The sequence below is a fragment of the Streptomyces sp. NPDC007095 genome (assembly GCF_040634475.1).
Lineage (GTDB): Bacteria > Actinomycetota > Actinomycetes > Streptomycetales > Streptomycetaceae > Streptomyces.
The window spans coordinates 1-18347 of sequence record NZ_JBEYFS010000231.1; the positions used below are offsets into that span (position 1 = coordinate 1).

At 70.4% G+C, this 18347-nt stretch carries 17 protein-coding genes and 6 tRNA genes; 14 read left to right on the forward strand and 9 right to left on the reverse strand.

Annotation, left to right across the window (positions count from 1 at the left end):
* The first annotated feature begins 188 nt into the window (after positions 1-188).
* Both ABZ656_RS47215 and ABZ656_RS47220 read left to right on the forward strand, forming a co-directional pair.
* The gene (locus tag ABZ656_RS47215; RefSeq protein WP_101406208.1) at positions 189-1127 is read left to right on the forward strand and encodes an aminoglycoside phosphotransferase family protein; all 939 of its coding nucleotides are present in this window, start codon (positions 189-191) and stop codon (positions 1125-1127) included.
* A 74-nt stretch (positions 1128-1201) separates the two neighbouring features.
* Positions 1202-1504 (forward strand): zf-TFIIB domain-containing protein, encoded by a 303-nt coding sequence (locus tag ABZ656_RS47220; protein WP_101406209.1) that lies wholly within the window; start codon positions 1202-1204, stop codon positions 1502-1504.
* Positions 1505-1571: 67 nt separating this feature from the next.
* Here the strand turns inward: ABZ656_RS47220 and ABZ656_RS47225 are convergent.
* From ABZ656_RS47225 to ABZ656_RS47245, 5 genes are all read right to left on the reverse strand, one after another.
* Positions 1572-1646, reverse strand: a tRNA-Val gene (locus ABZ656_RS47225).
* Between the two features lie 38 nt (positions 1647-1684).
* Positions 1685-1756, reverse strand: a tRNA-Val gene (locus ABZ656_RS47230).
* A 34-nt stretch (positions 1757-1790) separates the two neighbouring features.
* Positions 1791-1862: transfer RNA gene (locus ABZ656_RS47235), tRNA-Val, on the reverse strand.
* A gap of 1 nt (position 1863) precedes the next feature.
* A tRNA-Cys gene (locus tag ABZ656_RS47240) sits at positions 1864-1937 on the reverse strand.
* Between the two features lie 39 nt (positions 1938-1976).
* Positions 1977-2049, reverse strand: a tRNA-Gly gene (locus ABZ656_RS47245).
* Between the two features lie 156 nt (positions 2050-2205).
* Between ABZ656_RS47245 and ABZ656_RS47250 the strand changes: the two genes are divergently transcribed.
* The 3 genes from ABZ656_RS47250 to ABZ656_RS47260 all read left to right on the forward strand — a co-directional run bounded on the left by ABZ656_RS47250 (position 2206) and on the right by ABZ656_RS47260 (position 4973).
* A complete protein-coding gene (locus tag ABZ656_RS47250; protein WP_101406210.1) occupies positions 2206-3255 on the forward strand; it encodes a chorismate-binding protein in 1050 nt (349 codons plus the stop codon).
* A 1-nt stretch (position 3256) separates the two neighbouring features.
* A complete protein-coding gene (locus tag ABZ656_RS47255; protein ID WP_101406211.1) occupies positions 3257-4078 on the forward strand; it encodes an aminodeoxychorismate lyase in 822 nt (273 codons plus the stop codon).
* 70 nt (positions 4079-4148) lie between these two features.
* Positions 4149-4973: a GNAT family N-acetyltransferase gene (locus ABZ656_RS47260; protein WP_360277338.1), complete on the forward strand. Its 825-nt coding sequence runs from the start codon at positions 4149-4151 to the stop codon at positions 4971-4973.
* A gap of 21 nt (positions 4974-4994) precedes the next feature.
* On the opposite strand, the gene ABZ656_RS47265 is transcribed toward ABZ656_RS47260, so the two are convergent.
* Positions 4995-5513, reverse strand: coding sequence for a DsbA family protein (locus ABZ656_RS47265; protein WP_360277341.1), 519 nt, complete (start codon positions 5511-5513; stop codon positions 4995-4997).
* A gap of 170 nt (positions 5514-5683) precedes the next feature.
* Between ABZ656_RS47265 and ABZ656_RS47270 the strand changes: the two genes are divergently transcribed.
* A complete protein-coding gene (locus ABZ656_RS47270; protein ID WP_101406214.1) occupies positions 5684-6130 on the forward strand; it encodes a hypothetical protein in 447 nt (148 codons plus the stop codon).
* Positions 6131-6274: 144 nt separating this feature from the next.
* Positions 6275-6427, forward strand: a complete 153-nt coding sequence (locus tag ABZ656_RS47275; protein ID WP_168490065.1) for a hypothetical protein — start codon at positions 6275-6277, stop codon at positions 6425-6427.
* A gap of 67 nt (positions 6428-6494) precedes the next feature.
* Here the strand turns inward: ABZ656_RS47275 and ABZ656_RS47280 are convergent, their stop codons facing one another.
* Together ABZ656_RS47280 and ABZ656_RS47285 are read right to left on the reverse strand one after the other, a co-directional pair.
* Positions 6495-7052: a CGNR zinc finger domain-containing protein gene (locus ABZ656_RS47280; RefSeq protein WP_101406215.1), complete on the reverse strand. Its 558-nt coding sequence runs from the start codon at positions 7050-7052 to the stop codon at positions 6495-6497.
* A gap of 624 nt (positions 7053-7676) precedes the next feature.
* Positions 7677-8090: an SsgA family sporulation/cell division regulator gene (locus tag ABZ656_RS47285; RefSeq protein WP_003959770.1), complete on the reverse strand. Its 414-nt coding sequence runs from the start codon at positions 8088-8090 to the stop codon at positions 7677-7679.
* Positions 8091-8281: 191 nt separating this feature from the next.
* On the opposite strand from ABZ656_RS47285, the gene ABZ656_RS47290 reads away from it, so the two are divergent.
* The 7 genes from ABZ656_RS47290 to ABZ656_RS47320 all read left to right on the forward strand — a co-directional run bounded on the left by ABZ656_RS47290 (position 8282) and on the right by ABZ656_RS47320 (position 16553).
* Complete coding sequence (locus ABZ656_RS47290) at positions 8282-8716, forward strand: TIGR02611 family protein (protein ID WP_101406216.1); 435 nt, start codon at positions 8282-8284, stop codon at positions 8714-8716.
* Positions 8717-8871: 155 nt separating this feature from the next.
* Positions 8872-8946 (forward strand) — tRNA-Val (locus ABZ656_RS47295).
* A 1041-nt stretch (positions 8947-9987) separates the two neighbouring features.
* The gene (locus tag ABZ656_RS47300; protein WP_101406217.1) at positions 9988-11277 is read left to right on the forward strand and encodes an extracellular solute-binding protein; all 1290 of its coding nucleotides are present in this window, start codon (positions 9988-9990) and stop codon (positions 11275-11277) included.
* A gap of 11 nt (positions 11278-11288) precedes the next feature.
* Positions 11289-12245, forward strand: a complete 957-nt coding sequence (locus tag ABZ656_RS47305; protein ID WP_101408266.1) for a sugar ABC transporter permease — start codon at positions 11289-11291, stop codon at positions 12243-12245.
* Positions 12242-13114 carry a carbohydrate ABC transporter permease gene (locus ABZ656_RS47310; RefSeq protein WP_101406218.1) on the forward strand — a complete coding sequence of 291 codons (873 nt, stop codon included), beginning with the start codon at positions 12242-12244 and terminating at the stop codon, positions 13112-13114. The genes ABZ656_RS47305 and ABZ656_RS47310 overlap by 4 nt, the downstream gene beginning before the upstream one ends.
* Before the next feature lies 1 nt (position 13115).
* The gene (locus ABZ656_RS47315) at positions 13116-13742 is read left to right on the forward strand and encodes a hypothetical protein (RefSeq protein WP_360277348.1); all 627 of its coding nucleotides are present in this window, start codon (positions 13116-13118) and stop codon (positions 13740-13742) included.
* 78 nt (positions 13743-13820) lie between these two features.
* Positions 13821-16553, forward strand: a complete 2733-nt coding sequence (locus ABZ656_RS47320) for a Tat pathway signal sequence domain protein (protein ID WP_360277352.1) — start codon at positions 13821-13823, stop codon at positions 16551-16553.
* Between the two features lie 21 nt (positions 16554-16574).
* Here the strand turns inward: ABZ656_RS47320 and ABZ656_RS47325 are convergent, their stop codons facing one another.
* Complete coding sequence (locus ABZ656_RS47325) at positions 16575-18296, reverse strand: hypothetical protein (RefSeq protein WP_360277355.1); 1722 nt, start codon at positions 18294-18296, stop codon at positions 16575-16577.
* Positions 18297-18347 lie beyond the last annotated feature (51 nt).

Genomic DNA, 18347 nt, shown 5'->3' on the forward strand with positions numbered 1-18347 from the left:
GCGCAGGGGCGCAGCCCCGTGCCCCAGGGGCACGGGGAACTGCGCGACCGGCCCCCACCCACCCGCACCCGACGAACCCACCCGGGGTCCGGGGCGGAGCCCCCAGGGATGGGACGACAGGGCCTAGGGGCCCCGGGGGCGGAGAACGTACGCTCGCGAGGTACCGACCGCACACCCCAGGGGGCCCCGTGACCGCAGACGTGCTTCCCGGCCTGACCGCGGGGGCGCGCACCGCGGCCCACCCCGCCGACACCCCCTGCACGCACCACGACTCCGTACTCGCCGACCGCCACGACGGCACCGTCGTCCGCCACGGCGACACCGTGGCCAAGGCCCACGCCCCCGGCACGGACCCCGCCGAACTCTCCCGCCGTCTCGAGCTCGCCGCACACCCCGCCCTCACCGGCACCCTCCTCGCCCCGCTCCGCCCGAAGCCCGTCGACCTCCACGGCCGCCTGGTCACCTTCTGGCCGTACGGCACCCCGGTCGACCCGGAGACCCCCGAGGCCGCTCCCTGGGAGGCGGCCGCGACCCTGCTGGCCCGCCTCCACCAAACCCCCGCGCCGGACGGCCTGCCGCCCATGCGGGGCCCCGCCAAGGCGGCCCGGGCGATCGCCCGGCTGCGGACGGCGGGCCCGCACCCGGCCGCCGCCCCGGTGCTGCGCGCCTGGGCGGCCCTGCCCGCCTGGGCCCGCGCCGAGGCCCCCATGCCGACCGCGGGGACCCTCTGCCACGGAGACCTGCATCTCGGCCAGCTCGTCCGCCACCCCGCGCCGAGCGGCCCCTGGCTCCTCATCGATGTGGACGACCTCGGCGTGGGTGTCCCGACCTGGGACCTGGCCCGCCCGGCCGCCTGGTACGCCTGCGGCCTGCTCCCGCCCGACGAGTGGGCCCGCTTCCTGACCGCCTACCAACGCGCCGGCGGCCCGGCCGTACCCGCCGACGGCGACCCCTGGCCCGCTCTGGACGTGGCGGCCCGCGCCCTCACCGTGCAGACCGCGGCCCTGGCGATCGCCAAGTCCGTGGGGGAGGGCCGCTCCTTGGACGAGGTGCAGCAGGCCGTGGTCGACGCCTGTGACCGAATGGGAGCCGTCCCGCCCGAGTTGGCGCAGGGCCCGACCGCGTAGGGTGCAACCGTTCGAGGCCGGACAGTGTCTGTCCTGGCGGAAGCGGTACCGAACGGCGAGGAGTTGAGCCGAGCATGCAGTGTCCGAAGTGCCATGCGCCGATGCACACGTACAACCGCAATGGCGTCCAGATCGAGCAGTGCAGCGGCTGCCGCGGGATATTTCTCGACTACGGCGAGCTGGAGGCGCTGAGCCGCGTGGAGTCCCAGTGGTCGCAGCCCGCGCCGCCCCCGCCCGCCCCGCAGGCCTACCCCTCGGCCCCCGCGCCCGCGTGGGGCGCTCCGCAGCACGGCGGCGGACACGGAGGCCATGGCGGCGGTCACTACGGCGGTCACCACCGCCACAAGAGCTTCGGCCACATGCTCTTCTCCTCCTGAGCACGACCGGAGGAACGACCTGACACGACGAAGCCCCCGACCGTGCGAGACGGCCGGGGGCTTCGGCTGGTGCGCGATACTGGGATTGAACCAGTGACCTCTTCCGTGTCAGGGAAGCGCTCTCCCGCTGAGCTAATCGCGCAGGTGAACCTGCAGATGGTGCGGGTGGTGCGTACTGCGTGCGCGATACTGGGATTGAACCAGTGACCTCTTCCGTGTCAGGGAAGCGCTCTCCCGCTGAGCTAATCGCGCGGGGATCCGGATGGATCGAGTCCTTGCGGACCGGTGGACGATACTGGGATTGAACCAGTGACCTCTTCCGTGTCAGGGAAGCGCTCTCCCGCTGAGCTAATCGTCCTTGGAGGTGGAGACGGGATTTGAACCCGTGTAGACGGCTTTGCAGGCCGTTGCCTCGCCTCTCGGCCACTCCACCAGGAGTGTGGGGGTTCGGGATGATCCCCCTCTTCCTGCGAGCGGACGACCAGGTTCGAACTGGCGACCTCAACCTTGGCAAGGTTGCGCTCTACCAACTGAGCTACGTCCGCGTGTCGTTTCCGTTCGGCTTGCGCGTCCCGGCGACGTGTTGAACTCTAGCGGATTCCCGGGCCAGCACAAAAACGCGTTTGCGCTGCGTGCTGCGGTCTGTCCGGCAAAGGACACGGTCAGGGCACCCGCAGGTCACCCGACCTAGACTCGACTGCGTGCTCGACCTCCCTCCTCTCGCCCGTTTCGGTGGCCTCGTCGCGACCGGTCTCCTCGACGTCACCAGCGACCCCGCGGTCCTGGACTCGGCCGGTTTCTGGGCCGTGGCGGCCGACTTCGAGGGCGGCCTGGTCTGCGCCCGCTTCGCCGACGTACGCACCGAACCCGTGCCCGCCCCCGTCGCCGGGCAGTGGCAGGGGCCCGCCTCCGGTGACTGGACGTCCTCCCTCGACCACGCCGCGTACACCTCCGGCGTACGCCGCATCCGCGCCCACATAGCCGCCGGCGAGGTCTACCAGGCCAACCTCTGCCGCGTCCTGTCCGCGCCCCTGGCCCCCGACGCCGACATCGACGCCCTCACCGCGCTGCTCGCCCGCGGCAACCCCGCCCCCTACGCGGGAACGATCCGCCTGCCCCGCCACGGCGTCGAGATCGCCACCGCCTCCCCCGAACTCTTCCTGCGCCGCACCGGCTCCGTCATCGAATCCGGCCCCATCAAGGGCACCGGCCGCACCGAGGCCGACCTCCTCGACAAGGACCACGCCGAGAACGTCATGATCGTGGACCTCGTCCGCAACGACCTCGGCCGCGTCTGCGCCACCGGCTCCGTCACCGTCCCCGACCTGTGCGTGGTCGAAAAACACCCCGGGCTCGTCCACCTCGTCTCCACCGTCCGCGGCCACCTGCGCGCCGACATCGGCTGGCCCGAACTGCTGGCCGCCGCGTTCCCGCCCGGCTCCGTCACCGGCGCCCCCAAAACCAGCGCCCTGACCATCATCGACGCCCTGGAGACGGCACCCCGCGGCCCCTACTGCGGCGGCATCGGCTGGGTCGACGCCGACCGCGCCACCGCACAGCTCGCCGTCGGCATCCGCACCTTCTGGACCGACCGCGCCGAAGGCGTCCTGCGCTTCGGCACCGGCGCCGGCATCACCTGGGGCTCCGACCCCGAAAGGGAATGGCAGGAGACCGAGCTGAAGGCCGCCAGGCTGCTCGCGGTAGCGTCGGGACAGTACGGAGACGCGTACGAAAGTGGAAGGACTCTCTGACGTGAAGATCTGGCTCGACGGCGGTCTGCAGGACATGGAGTCCGCCCGCGTCTCCGTCTTCGATCACGGACTGACCGTGGGCGACGGCATCTTCGAGACCGTGAAGGCGGTGGAGGGGCGGCCGTTCGCGCTGACCCGCCACCTCGACCGGCTGGCCCGCTCGGCGCGCGGCCTGGGGCTGCCCGAACCCGACCTCGACGAGGTGCGCCGCGCGTGCGCCGCCGTCCTGGACGCCAACCCGATGCCGCTCGGCCGGCTGCGGATCACGTACACCGGTGGCTACGGCCCGCTCGGCTCCGACCGCGGCGAACACGGACCGACCCTGCTCGTCGCCCTCGGCGCGTCCGCCCGCCGCCCCGACTCCACCGCCGTGATCACGGTGCCCTGGACCCGTAACGAGCGCGGCGCCCTCACCGGCCTCAAGACCACCTCGTACGCCGAGAACGTCGTGGCCCTGGCCCGCGCGCGCGAACAGGGCGCGAGCGAGGCGCTGTTCGCCAACACGGTCGGGCAGCTGTGCGAGGGTACGGGGTCGAACGTCTTCGTCGTCCTCGACGGCGAGATCCACACCCCGCCCGTCGCCTCCGGCTGTCTCGCCGGCATCACGCGCGCGCTCGCCGTCGAGTGGACCGACGCCAGGGAGACCGATCTTCCGCTGGATGTCCTGGAGCGTGCGGACGAGGTCTTCCTGACGTCCACGCTGCGCGACGTGCAGGGTGTGCGCCGGATCGACGGGCGCCAACTCCCGGGCGTGCCGGGCCCGGTGACCACCAAGGCCATGCGGGTCTTCGAGGAGCGGGCCGGAAACGACCTCGACCCGTAGACGTCGCCCGTGGCACGTCGGCGCGCAAAACAGGATGACGACGGGGCACGGGACGGGTAGAACACCCGTGATGACCACCACCCTGCGGCCGACCGAGCCGCTTCAGCGCGGAGCCGACGGGGCGCTGTCCCGCCGCTACCAGGTGTGCGTGAACAGTCGTCCCGTGGGCGGGATCCACCTCTCCACGCATCCGGAGTACGGCCCCACTGTCGCCCGTGTCGGGGAGCTGTACATCGAGGAACCCGACCGTGGGCGGGGCCGGGGCACGGTGGCCGCGCTCGCGGCCGAGGAGGTGGCCCGCGGCTGGGGCTGCAAGCGCGTCGAGACGTCGGTGCCCGGGGACGCGGACGGTGTGCTCCGGCTCGCCACGACCCTCGGGTACGTCCTGAGCAACCGCGTCATGACGAAGCTCCTGGACGGCCCAGGCCCCGAACTGCCCGCGGACAGTGTCGCCCGGCCCATGACCGAGGCCGAGTACGTGCCCTGGCTGGCGAAGGAGCGCGAGGGGTTCGCCCGCTCGCAGATCGAGCGTGGCGTGCCCGAGGCCGAGGCGTACCGCAAGACGGACCAGGGGCTCGCCCGGTTCCTGCCGGACGGAGTGGCCAGCGAGAACACGGTGCTCGGCGTCCTGGAACACGAGGGGATCCCGGTCGGCACGCTGTGGCTGGGCCTGTGGCCCGACGCGGCGTTCGTGCTCGGGGTCGAGACCGACCCCGAGCACCGGGGCCACGGCCACGGGCGCACCCTGATGCTGCTGGCCGAGGCCCGGGCGGTGGCCGGCGGGAAGGACCGCATCGGCCTCAACGTGTTCGCGGGGAACACCCCGGCGGAGAAGCTGTACGAGTCACTCGGCTATACGACGAGCGAGTACTACCTCTACAAGAACCTGCTCTGAACCACTTCGCGAGAACGAGGACTACGCGCCCTCGGCCAGCAGGCGGTCGGCGATCTCCGCGATGCGCTCGCGCAGGCCTTCCTGGCTCTTGCCGCCGTCGAGCCGCTCGCCGCCGATGACGTACGTCGGGGTGCCGGTCACGCCGATGGCCTTGCCCTCGGCCTGGTCGGCGTCGACGATCAGGATGTGCCGGCCGTCGATCAGGGCGGTGTCGAACTCCTCGGCGTCCAGACCGAGTTCGCGGGCCACCTCGATTAGGAAGGGCTCGCCCTTGCGGTCCAGTTCCTCGACACGATCGAGGACCGCCTCGACGTACGGCCAGGTCCGGCCCTGCTCCGCGGCCTCCTCGGCGGCCTGCGCGGCGGCGAAGGCGTGCTTGTGCTTCTCCAGCGGGAAGTGCCGCAGCCGCAGCTCCAGACGGTCGCCGTAGCGGGCGCGCAGCGTGCGCAGGTCGGCGAGGGCGCTGCGGCAGTCGGGACACTGGAGTTCGCACCAGACGTCCAGGACGGCGGTGGCGCGGGCTGCGGAGGAGTCGTTCATGGCACCCAGTCTCCCAGCCCTGCCGACGGCGCCCCAACCGGGACCTGGGGAGGACCCCGACCCGGAGATGTCCCTGAGGTCCGCCCGGAGCATGGCATATCGGGCGTGGGGCGGTGCAGGATGGAAGGGACGAACCGACCCGTCTGCCGAGCCATGCCCTGGAGGACCGGATGATTGCCGAGACCGTCTGTTCCGCCGTCTCCGCGGCCGGCCTCGGCATCGCCGCGGTCACGGCCTACCGCAAGCGGTTCCTCTCCGCCGCCCGCATCGCCGCCTACTCGCTGGTGCCCGTCGGCCTGGTGATGACCGGGGTCGTCGGCTGGCTGGCGGACACCGCCTTCAGCCCCACCGCGTGGGCGGGCTTCGGTGTGCTGGGTGTGGCCTGGCTGCTGTTCATGACCACGCGGGCGGTGGAGCGGCGTGGCGGCGGGACCCGGAAGGAACGCAAGGCGGCCGCCCGGGCCGCCCAGCGGGAGGCGGTGGCCCCCGCGGCCTCGGCGCCCTCGCTGAGCCAGGGCTCCGGTCCGGCCGCCCGGCCCGCGACGACGCCTCGGGCCACGGGTTCCGACGACGACTTCAGCGACATCGAGGCCATCTTGAAGAAGCGCGGCATATGACGGGCTGAAACGACACAGAGGATCATGGGAGAGCGCGGAAACGATCACGTTCGTGCCTGCTCATCGCGGATATTGGCGAACTCCCGGTCATTCCGGGCGTGTTGATCGCGGAGCGGGTGGTGGCTGCGCCATCATCGCCGCGAGATGCTGGACACAACACAGAGCGACACCGCCGCCCCTCCCGAGGAGCCGCGGGGTTGTCTCTACGCGCTTTCCCAGCCACCGCTGATGATCTTCCTTGCGGTGATCGGCTGTCTGCTGCTCATGGCTTCGCTGCACGACCTGCTGCTGCTCTGAGCCGTACACGGAGCCCCTGGCGTCACCCGCCGAGGGCTCCGTCAGCCCGCCGCGCGTCCAGCGTCCGTCAGCCCGCCGCTTCCTTGCGGCGCGCCCGGTACGCCGCCACGTGGAGGCGGTTTCCGCAGGTCCGGCTGTCGCAGTAGCGGCGCGAGCGGTTGCGGGAGAGATCCACGAAGGCGTGCCGGCAGTCCGGGGCCTCGCAGCGCCGCAGCCGGTCCTGCTCTCCGGCGACCACGAAGAACGCCAGTGCCATCCCGCAGTCGGCCGCGAGGTGGTCGGCGACCGAGGCACCTGGCGCGAAGTAGTGCACGTGCCAGTCGTAGCCGTCGTGGTCGGTGAGGCGGGGGGTGGTGCCCGCGACGGCGACCAGTTCGTTGATGAGACCCGCGGCGGTACGGGGGTCGTCGGCGGCGAAGACTCCGGCGAACCGGCCGCGGATCCCGTGTACGGCCGCGAGGTCGTCCTCCGACAGCACGCCGACATCACTGATCCCGTGTTTTCGTACGAAATCGGCGAGGGACGCGACGTCCGGGAGCCCGTCCGTCGTGTCGTTCTCCGGCGCGGTGTTCACCAGGTCCACCACGGCGTCGAGGGAGCGCCGGGTGTCGTGGGTGATCAGCACGTTTCGCTCCCTGGCCTGGGGGGTCGGGCGGGCGCCCTCCGATGCTGGCCGATGGTAGTGGCTTCCTGGCGTGAGGGAGCGAGTGCGGTCGATCTCTACGCGGTCAGCCGGGCCTCCGGGCCGGTCCACGGGCCGGTCCACGGGGCACGAACGTCACCCTGAACGCCTCCGGAAGCCTCAGCCGCCGTACGGGCCGGTACTGAGCCCGGCGGGCCGCGTGGGTCCGCCGGGCGTGCCCTGACCGGCCTGTCGGCCTGACGCCTCGCCCCCCGGCGTCCGGCCTGTCGGCTCGACGCCTCGCCCCCCCGGCGTCCGGCCTGTCGGCTCGACGCCTCGCAGCCCAGGTGTCCGGCCTGTCGGCTCGACGCCTCGCCCCCCAGGCGGCGCCCTCATCGGCACTCGTCGGCGTCCCCGCCTGGGCAGTTGGAAGGCCCGCCCCGGTCACGCACCCCGGCGCTGGGGCCGTCGAGGCCTGCCGTCGACCGCGCGCACCGGCGCCGCCCCGCGGGAGTCCGCGGCGACGGCGCCGGTGTTCGTGCCCTTTGCGGTTGTGCCCATTGCAGATGTTTAGGCCCGAGCCGTCTCCCCGAGTGGACGGCGCCGGGCGGCTCTATGGGGGTCTCGTCAGCTCTCGGCCAGGATGTGTGAGAGCTCCGTGTCGAGATCGAAATGCCGGTGTTCCGTGCCGGGGGGCACGGCGGCGTCCGTTCGCTTCAGGAACGATTCCAGGGCCCGCGCCGGGGCTTCCAGCAGGGCCTCGCCCTCCGGGGAGCTCAGGGCGATGCATACGACGCCCTGGCCATGGCTCCGGGACGGCCAGACTCGGACGTCGCCGGTACCGGTGGGCCGATGCAGGCCCTCGGCGAGGAGGTCGCGGGCGAACACCCACTCGACGGTTTCCTCGGCTCCGGTGTGGAAGGTGGCGTGCACGGCGTAGGGATCGGCCGTGTCATACCGCAGTCCTGCGGGTACAGGCAGTGAGGACTCGCTCGACACAACGAGGCGCAGGTGCAGCTCGCAGCTGACCGTGGTGTTCATAAGCGCCAGGGCCTTTCGCTCAGTGTGCGCTCGGGGATTCGCACGTCGGCGAAATCGACATGCCACCTACGGTGCCGTTGTAAACCCCTCTGAGTGTTTTGCGTGCCTTTACGTAACTCTTCCGGCCGAGAGCACGTTCGCCGGATAGGGCCATTCCGGTGACTGGTTTCTCTCCGGTAGGGTTTGGCCGTATGAATACGGGGAGTGACGAGCCGGGCGAGGTCGCCACGGCCGATGGTGAGGCGAAGATCGAGGGGCCGCTCGGATCGCGGGCGCCGGAATTCATCAAGGCCCGCCGTGCACTGCATCTGAGCTGGCAGGTGGGTGTTTTCGTCGTAGGGCTCGCGGTGGTCGGCGCCGGCGTGATCATGCTTCCACTGCCCGGTCCCGGCTGGCTGGTGATCTTTGGCGGCATGGCGATCTGGGCGACCGAGTTCGTCTGGGCACAGCTGGTGCTCCGCTGGACGAAGCGCAAGGTCACGGAGGCGACACAACGGGCACTCGACCCGAAGGTGCGGCGCCGCAACATCATTCTCACGAGTGTCGGTGTCGTCATCGTCGCGGCCCTTGGGGGCGTCTACCTCTGGAAGTTCGGCGTCCAGATGCCGTGGAACATCCAGGAATGACCGACGGGTGACGCGACCCGGGAGACGGGACTCGTGACGCGACCCGGGACGGGGCTCGTGACACGCCCCCTTGCCGTACTGCGCCGAGGGCCCCTGGAGGCCCGCTGGCTGGTCGGAGCCACCCCCTGACATGGGGTAATGTTCTCCCTGCGCCCGGGCGATTAGCTCAGCGGGAGAGCGCTTCGTTCACACCGAAGAGGTCACTGGTTCGATCCCAGTATCGCCCACCAGCACGACAGGCGACCCAGTTCCACGCACTACGTGGGCAGGGTCGCCTTCGTCGTTTCCGCGCCACCCCGCAGAGCGGGGGCGCGCCCCCGCGACACCCGCGGACCGCACTTCGCGTACCAGCGCCAGTACAAATACCAGTATCGGAAACCAGTATCGGAAGCGGTACCGGGTAGCGGGTACTGGTACCAGTATCGGAAGCGGTACCGCGGTCCCCGCGCGGACGTCGGAACCGGAGCCGGAGTCACGGTCGCAGCCGCCATCGGAACCGGTGGCGTCCCGTCCTGTGGTGCGGCCGCGTGTCCCACGCGGCTCCGCTCGCCCATGTCCGGCGCGGAGTGTCGGCCGGACCGCCGAGCAGTTGCCCGTGCTGCTCGCGGGCATCGCCACCGGGATGTGGCGCGGCGGCGGGCGCATCGCAGGCATTGGCCTGCTGTTACAGGCATGGACCTGCTGTTACAGGCATTGGCCTGCCGTCGCAGGCACTGACCTGCGAAGTCTCGAACTCCGCATCGCTACGCCGCTTCGCGGGACGCGCCCCCGCATCGCCCCGTCGACCAGGGTGAACGCCGGACCGACGCGAGCGAGCCGCCCTTCGGACGCGCACCAGTCGCCCGCTCGCGTCGGCGCGACCCGCCCGGGCCCGTCCAGATCGGCCCAGACCTGCCCAGGACCGTCCAGACCCACCCGAGCCCCTCCACCTCCCCACCAACACCAGCCACACGCACGCCGGTTCGACGCCACCCCCTCGCGAAGACCCACCCCCAACCCCGCCCGCACGGCGGTTGTTTTCGGCCCGGCCCCACACTCGCCCGACCCGTCGTTTTCTGTTCGACACCCCGACCGCACGCCCCGGACCTGCACACTCGGGCGGCTCCATGAGGGCGGCGCCCCCAACACCCGCCGCCACGCGGCCGAGCCGCGTCACACCAATTCCTGTCCGAATCATTGACGCGCCTGGAAGCCCTCCGTACCTTGTGCCAGCAAGCGCTTACTTGAAACGATTCATGCAGGTGGCAACGACGTCGCGGGGAGGCCCGACTGTGGGAAACAACGGGAGTGTTGAGAGGCGTACGGTCCTCAAGGCGGCCGGAGCTTCACTGGCCACGCTGGGGCTGGCCGCGACGACGGGCTGCGGCGGGGACAGCGGCAGTTCCGGGGACGGGACGGTCACGATCCGGTACGCCTGGTGGGGTGCCGACGAGCGGGCGAAGAAGATCAACCAGTCCATCGCGCTCTTCGAGAAGAAGTACCCGAAGATCAAGGTGAAGACCGACTTCCAGGATTACGTGGCCTTTTGGGAGAAGTTCCAGACCCAGGCCGCCGGTGGAAATCCCCCGGACGTATTCCAGAACGCGGTCGGATTCCTGCGGAAGTACGACAAGAGAGGCATCCTGCTCGACCTCAAGCCTCAGATAGACGCGGGAAATCTGAGCCTCGACAACTTCCGTGCCGGAGTGGAGAAGGTCGGCCAGGTCGACGGAAAGCAGCTCGGTATTCCGGTCGGATCCAACACCATGTCACTTGTCATCGACGAGAAGGTGTTTGAGAAGGCGGGCATCAAGCCGAAGCAGGGCTGGACCTGGGACGAATACTTCGCCGCTCTGAAGAAGATCCACGACACCCAGAAGCTGCCGGGCGACACCGGCTACTTCAGCATCATGTACCTGTACGACCTCTACCTCCGGCAGAACGGCAAGGCGTTCTTCACCAAGGACGGACTCGGATTCGACGAGGCCGACCTGACGGAGTGGTGGACGGACGGCTACAACCGCGTCAAGGCAGGCATCGTCACCGACCCCAAGCGGGTCGAGCAGGACAAGCCCAAGTCCTCGCTCTCGGCGGCCCACGGCGCCTCCGAGTTCACCTGGGACAACTTCACGGTCCGCTACACCGCCGAGGGCACCAGCACCTACGGCCTCGCGCCGATCCCGACCACCGACGGCAAGCAGACCGGTCAGTACCTCGCCTCCCTGATGCTGAGCGCCTCCGCCCGCACCAAGCACCCCAAGGAAGTCGCCCAGTTCATCAACTTCATGGTTCACGACCCCGAGGTCGGCAAGATCATGGGTTACGACCGGGGCATCCTCGCCACCACTGAGCAGTTCGACGCGTACAAGCCGACCGACGCGCCCAACCAGGCGATCGCGAAGTACGAGACGGATGTCGCCGCGGCCGGAGTGCTCGGCACCATCACCCCGCACCCGGCCGGAGCCGACACCTGCGAGTCCGCCTTCCTGCGCATCGGCGGTGACATGTCGCAGGGCACGACCAAGGTCGCCGACGCGGTCAAGCAGTTCTTCTCCGAGGCGAAGACCGCCCTCGCCGCCTGATGGGAACCGCCGTGACGCTCGTCAAGGACTCTCCGCCCGACGCCCCGGAGATACGCCCCGAGGCCCCGGCCGCCAAAAGGCGGCGGGGGCGCCGGGAAAACCTCGCCGGCTATCTCTTCATGTCCCCGTGGATCGCGGGCTTCCTGCTGCTGACCGCGGGCCCGATGGCCGCCTCCCTCTACTTCGCGTTCACCGACTACAACCTCTTCAATTCGCCGAAGTGGATCGGCTTCGACAACTTCACCAAGATGTTCCACGATCCGCGGTGGCAGAAGTCGGTCGAGGTGACGGCCAAGTACGTCGTCATCGGCACCCCGCTCAAGCTGTTGCTCGCGCTCGGAGTCGCCCTCCTGCTCGCGCAGAGCCGCCGAGGGCAGGCCTTCTACCGGGCCGCCTTCTACGCCCCGTCGCTCATCGGTGCGAGTGTCTCCATCGGATTCGTGTGGCGCGCGCTCTTCTCGGACGACGCCATCGTGGACCGTACGCAGTCGTTCCTCGGTTTCCACACGGGAGGGTGGGTCGGCGACCCGAACTGGGTGCTCTACAGCCTGGTCGCGCTCACCGTCTGGCAGTTCGGCGCACCCATGGTGATCTTCCTCGCCGGGCTCAAGCAGGTGCCGAGGGAGCTGTACGAGGCAGCGGAGGTGGACGGCGCCGGACCGTTCCGCAGGTTCTGGAACATCACCCTGCCGATGATCTCGCCGGTGCTCTTCTTCAACGTGCTCCTGGAGACCATCCACTCCTTCCAGATCTTCGGCTCCGCCTACGTGGTCTCCAACACCCAGTGCGGACCGGCCGACGCCACGCTCGTCTACACCTGCTACCTGTACCAGAAGGGCTTCAAGGAATCCCAGATGGGCTTCGCGTCCGCCATGGCCTGGATGCTGCTGCTCGCCGTGGCGCTGGTGACGGCCGTCCTCTTCTGGTCCCAGAAGCGGTGGGTGCACTACGAGGAGGACGCCCGATGAGCACCACCCTGCGCGAGCCCCTCGAGGCCGGCAGCCGCAGGCGCACCGGCTCGCTGGTCTGGCACATCGGCGCCCTGCTGATCCTCGCGGTCGTCCTCTATCCCGTCATCTGGGTCATCGGCGCCTCGTTCAAGCCCAGCCGGGACATCATCGGCAGCCTGAACCTGTTCCCGACCAGTCCCGTCCTCGGCAACTTCAAGGGCCTGGCCGACGGCATCGCGGACATCTCGATCGCGACCTTCTTCCAGAACTCCCTCTTCTACGCGCTCGGCTCCGTCGTCGGCATCCTCATCTCCTGCTCGCTGACGGCCTACGCCTTCGCCAAGATCCGGTTCGCCGGCCGGAACCTGTTGTTCTCCCTCATGATCGGCACGCTTCTGCTGCCGTATCACGTGCTGCTCATCCCGCAGTACGTGATGTTCCAGAGGATGGAACTGGTCAACACCTACGTTCCGCTGCTGATCGGCAAGTACCTGGCCACCGAGGCGTTCTTCGTCTTCCTCATGGTCCAGTTCATGCGGAACCTGCCGCGCGAACTGGACGAGGCGGCCCGGCTCGACGGCTGTGGCCATCTGCGGATCTACTGGTCGATCGTGCTGCCGCTGTGCCGCCCCGCCCTCATCACGAGCGCGATCTTCACCTTCATCAACGCCTGGAACGACTTCATGGGCCCGCTGATCTACCTCAACGAGCCCAGCAAGTACACGGTCTCGCTCGGCATGATGATGTTCCGCGACCAGGAGGGCGTCGCCAACTACGGCGGCATGATCGCGATGTCGCTGGTCGCCCTGCTGCCCGTACTCCTCTTCTTCCTCGCCTTCCAGCGCTACCTGATCGACGGTATGGCGACCTCCGGATTGAAGGGCTGAGATGGCCATCAGCCAACTGCGGGCGCGGGCGGAGCGGAAGAGGCGGGCTAAGGAGCGCAAGGCACCTCGCGAATCCGTCTTCGCCGAGCGTTTCGGCGTGTTCGCCGAGTGTCTGCTCACCGGGGTGTGGATCGCGGTGGCCTCGCTGCCGCTGGTCACCTACCCTGCCGCGTTCGCGGCCGGTGCACGGCATCTGCGGCGGCGTACGTCCCACGAGGCGGGCGGCCTGAGGGAGTTCGTCGCCGACTTCCGGGCCGCCGTTCGGGGCGGCTGGATCGCCGGGGTCGCCGGCTGGGCCGCGGCGGCCGCGGTCTGGGTGGATGTCCAGGCCGTGCGCGCCGGGATCCCCGGCGGCCCGCTCGTCGGGGCCGTCGGTCTTTTCGCCCTGATCGGCCTCGCCGTGGCCGGGCTGCGCGCGGCGGCCGTCTGGGAACCCGGCGCCTCCTGGCGGGCGCTGCTCGCGGAGGCGGGACGCCGTACGGTCCTCGATCCGGCCGGCTCGTTCCTGCTCGTGGGCGGACTGGCCGTCGTGGCTGCTTCCGCCCTGTTCATCGCGCCGCTGGCGGTCCCCGTCCTGGGGGCCGTCGCGGCGGCGGCCGTCGCCGTCGAGGCGCGCCGGCGCCGCTGAGCTTCTCGCAGGCCGGCGCCCCGGCGTCGTACCTCTCTCTGTCATGCCCCTGACTTCCCCGCACGGAAAGGAAAGGCCATGTCTCCCATCCCCCGCAGGTCCCTGCTGAAGGCGGCCGCAGTCGCCGGAGCCGCCGCACAGTTCAGCTGGGCTCTGGGAAGCACGAACGCGCAGGCCGCCGCCAGATCCGAGGCCGCCGACACCGACCCCGTGACCCTGGACTGGCTGGAGGACGGCGCCCTCGGTGCCGCCCCCGGCTCCACCGTCGGAGTGCCCTGGCCGAAGGGCGCGTACCAGCAGGACCAGACCTTCGCGCTCACCGACGCCTCCGGCAAGGACGTGCCCGTGCAGTCCTGGCCGATCGCGTACTGGCCGGACGGCTCCCTCAAGTGGACGGCGCACGCGGTCAGTTCCGGCTCCGGGAAGCTCACGCTCGCCGCCGGTGCGCCCGCCGCCCCCGACAAGAAGGTGACCGTCGACAAGAGCGGCGGCACCATCGACATCTCGACCGGAGTCATCACCGCCAAGATCGGCAAGAGCGGCTCCACCCTCGTCAAATCGGTGAGGCGCGGCTCCACCGAGATCGCGAAGGACGGCCGGCTGGTGCTGATCCGCCAGCCCGAGATCGAGGACGACGACCAGGGCGCGGAGAAGTACGAGCGGTTCGAGAGCGTCATCGGTGAGGTCACGGTCGAGCAGGAGGGTCCTGTCCGTGCCGTCGTCCGCATCGACGGCAAGCACCGCAAGGGCAGCCGCAGCTGGCTGCCGTTCTCGATCCGGCTGTACTTCTACGCGGGTGCCGACTCCTTCCGGATGGTGCACACCATCACCTTCGACGGGAAGCAGGAGCCGGGGAAGACGAGCGGCGACTTCATCCGCGGCCTCGGCGTCCGCTTCAACGTGCCGATGCGCGACGCGGCGTACGACCGGCACATCCGCATCGGCGGCGACGGCTCCGGTCTGCTGCGGGAGGCCGTGCAGGGCATCACCGGGCTGCGCCGCGACCCGGGCGCGGCCGTGCAGGCGGCCCAGTTCGCGGGCGAGAAGCTGCCCGACCCGTCCACCTGGGACCAGCGGGTGACGACCCGCCTCCAGTACATCCCCGAGTGGGGCGACTACACCCTCTCCCAGCTCTCCGCCGACGGCTTCACCCTGCGCAAGCGCACGAAGAAGGGGCACGGCTGGATCGGCGCGGGCGGTGGACGCCGGGCGAGCGGGTTCGGCTACGTCGGCGGGGCGAGCGGCGGTCTCTCCTTCGGGCTCAGGGACTTCTGGGAGAAGTACCCGGCGCAGCTCGACATCCGCGACGCCCAGACCGACGAGGCCGAGGTCACCCTCTGGCTCTGGTCGCCCGAGGCGCAGCCCATGGACCTGCGCTTCTACCACGACGGCATGGGCCAGGACACGTACGCCGAGCAGCTCGAAGGCCTCAACATCACCTACGAGGACTACGAACCCGAGTTCGGCACCCCGTACGGCATCGCCCGCACCTCCGAACTCCTCTTCTGGGCCAACGAGTCGACGCCCACGCCCGAGACACTCGCCGGACAGGTCGCGGCCGTGCGTGTGCTGCCGCAGCTCGCCGCCCCGCCCAAGCAGCTCATCAAGGCCAAGGTCTTCGGCGGCCTCTTCTCCGAGCCGGACCGCTCCACGGCCGCCAAGGCGAAGATCGAGGACCACCTCGACTTCCTCTTCACCTATTACAAGGACCAGGTGGAGATGCGTCGTTGGTACGGCTTCTGGGACTACGGCGACTTCATGCACTCGTACGACACCGTGCGCCACCAGTGGCGCTACGACGTCGGCGGTTACGCCTGGGACAACTCCGAGCTGTCGCCCGACATCTGGCTGTGGATGGCCTATCTCCGCTCGGGCCGCTCGGACATCTTCCGCTTCGCCGAGGCGCTCACCCGGCACACCGGCGAGGTCGACGTCTACCACCTCGGCCAGTGGGCGGGCCTCGGCACCCGGCACGGCGTGCAGCACTACGCCGACAGCGCCAAACAGCAGCGCATCGCCAACACCACGTACCGCCGCTATTACTACTACCTCACCGCCGACGAGCGGGTCGGCGACCTCATGCACGCCAACGTCGACTCCGACGAGACGTTCCTCGTCCTCGACCCGATCCGCAAGATCCGCACCGAGCCGTACACCCCCGACCGGCACGCCCTGTCCATCGGCTTCGGCACCGACTGGAGCGGTCTGGTCTCGGCCTGGCTCACGGAGTGGGAGCGCAAGGGCCCGAAGTGGGAGAAGGCCAAGGCGCGTGTGCTGTCCACGATGGAGACGATCGCCGCCCAGCCCAACGGCTTCGTCCAGGGCAGCGGGCTCTACGACCTCGACACCGGCAAGTTCGCCATCGCCTCCGCGCCGGTCGTGTCGGTCTCGCACCTCTCCGCCGTCTTCGGCCTCAACGAACTGTGCGCCGAGCTGATCGACCTGGTCGACGTGCCGAAGTTCAAGGAGGTCTACCTCGACTACTGCCGCTACTTCAACGCCACCAAGACCGAACAGGCGGCACGCTACGGCTCCAACTTCGGCTCCCTGCTGCTCTTCCAGGGCCACTCGCGCCTCGACGCGTACGCCGCCGTACAGACCGGCGACGCGACGCTCGCCAAGCGCGCGTGGACGAAGTTCTACAGCTCCGACGGCTACATGGAGTCCTCGCCCTGGAAGACCGAGCCACTGAGCGGCCCGGTCACCCTGGTTCCCGGCAGCGAGGCCAACTGGGTCAGTTCGAACGACAGCGCCCTGTACGGCCTCGCCGCCATCGAGAACCTGGCACTACTTGGCGACAAGATGCCGTAGCCGTTCCCGGCCGGGGGCGCGTCAGCGCATCCGGCCGAGAACGTCCCGCACGCGTCGCGCGTCCCGGATCCGCTGCTCGTACGTCGCACCGAGTGCGAGCAGGACCAGACCGGCGAGTGCGGGAGGTACCCAACGGGGCAGCGCGCCCGCCATCTGTACGAGGTACGGGGCGAGTTCGTGCAGGGCGTCCAGCGCGAGCACGCAGCCCCCGAGGACGAGCGGGGCCCGCAGCCGGTGCCGGGCACCCACGAGGGTGACCGTGAGGGCCGCGACACCGAGCAGCAGGGGTCGCGGCCAGTCCGGGTCGGTCCACGCCGTCAGGAGACTCGGCACGAGTGTGACGGACAGCCCCGCTCCGTACGCCGTCCAGGACGAGGTCAGCGGATCCTTGCGGCGCCCGACCGCCCCCACCAGCAGCGCCGGGACGGTCACCGGCAGCGTGTACGCCTCGACGTAGCCGACGCCCCAGCACGCCAGCCGGACCCAGGCGGCCAGCACGAACAGGGCGGTGGCCGCGTAACCGGCGGACCGCCGGTCCTCTCGTACGGCGGTGCCCGCGGCGATCACCCCGCACAGGGCCAGGACCAGGGCCAGCAGCGGCGGGTCGGTCACCGCGAGGCCGACGGCGAGCAGCCCGGCGACGGCGCCCGTCACCTCGACGGGCACGCGCGCGGGGGAGTCGGCGAGGCGTGCCGCGAGCAGGGCCGCGACGACCGGTACGAGGAGCACCAGCAGCGCGATGTGCTGCGACTGCCAGCCGAGGGACGCGCCCACGGCACAGGCCAGCGCGGTGGCGTACGTGAGGGCGGCGACCGGGGCTGGCCGCGAGCGCCCGGACACGGCGGCGAACAGTACGGTCAGCGTGGCGAGGACGCCGAGGGTCGTGCCCTCGGCGGCGAGGGAGAGGCACGCGAGGCTCACCGAGCCGACAAGGGCCAGGAGGAAGGGGACCGGACGCGCCTTTGCCGAGCGGGCGGTGTACGCCAGCGCCGCCACGATCGTGAGTCCTTGCGCGGACAGCCCCGCCCAGTAAGGGATGTCGAGAGCCGCGGGAAGGACGAGAACGGCCGCCCAGGCGAGGGCCGACGCGCCGACCGTCGCCCTGGGGCGCCACTCCGTACCGCGGACGGCCACGGCCAGGACGGTGGCGACGACCACGAGGACGAGCGGAGCCGTGGCCGCGTACGGAGGCCAGGGGACGCCGTCGGTCGTGACCGCCTCGCGCGCGGTCGAGGGGGCCCCGGTCCAGACGCGCCCCACCCAGGCCACCGGGCCCAGCAGAGCGAGGGCGACCGGCGGCAGCGCCCAGACCACCGCGACCGCCTGCACGGAGCCGGCCGCCACGGCGAGGCCGCGCCTCATCGGCTCGGGGAGCCGGGTGCGTACGGCCGCCAACAGGGCCACAGCGCAGACCAGATACCCCGGAACCGTCCAGTCGCCCGGCAGCGACGAGCGCGGGACGCCACCGAGCGCGGCGACCGTGAGCAGGCCGCCGGCCGAGGCGACCCAGGTGGCGACGTTCGTGTCCGGCAGCCGCCACGCCGCCGCCAGAGCGATCGCCCCGGCGAAGAGGAGGAGCGCCGCCGCACGGGCGACGGCGCTCGGACCGGTGGCCGTCCAGGACAGCCAGCCGGCCGCGAAGGAGCCCCAGCCGCCCAGTCCGTACGCGCCCACAGCGGCGACGGGACGTACGGACGGCACGGGCACCCGGAGCGCGAACGGCTCCTGCAGCGACCGAGACAACCAGGAGGACCGGAGTACCATAAAGGCCGACTACCTGTAGACGGCGATTCT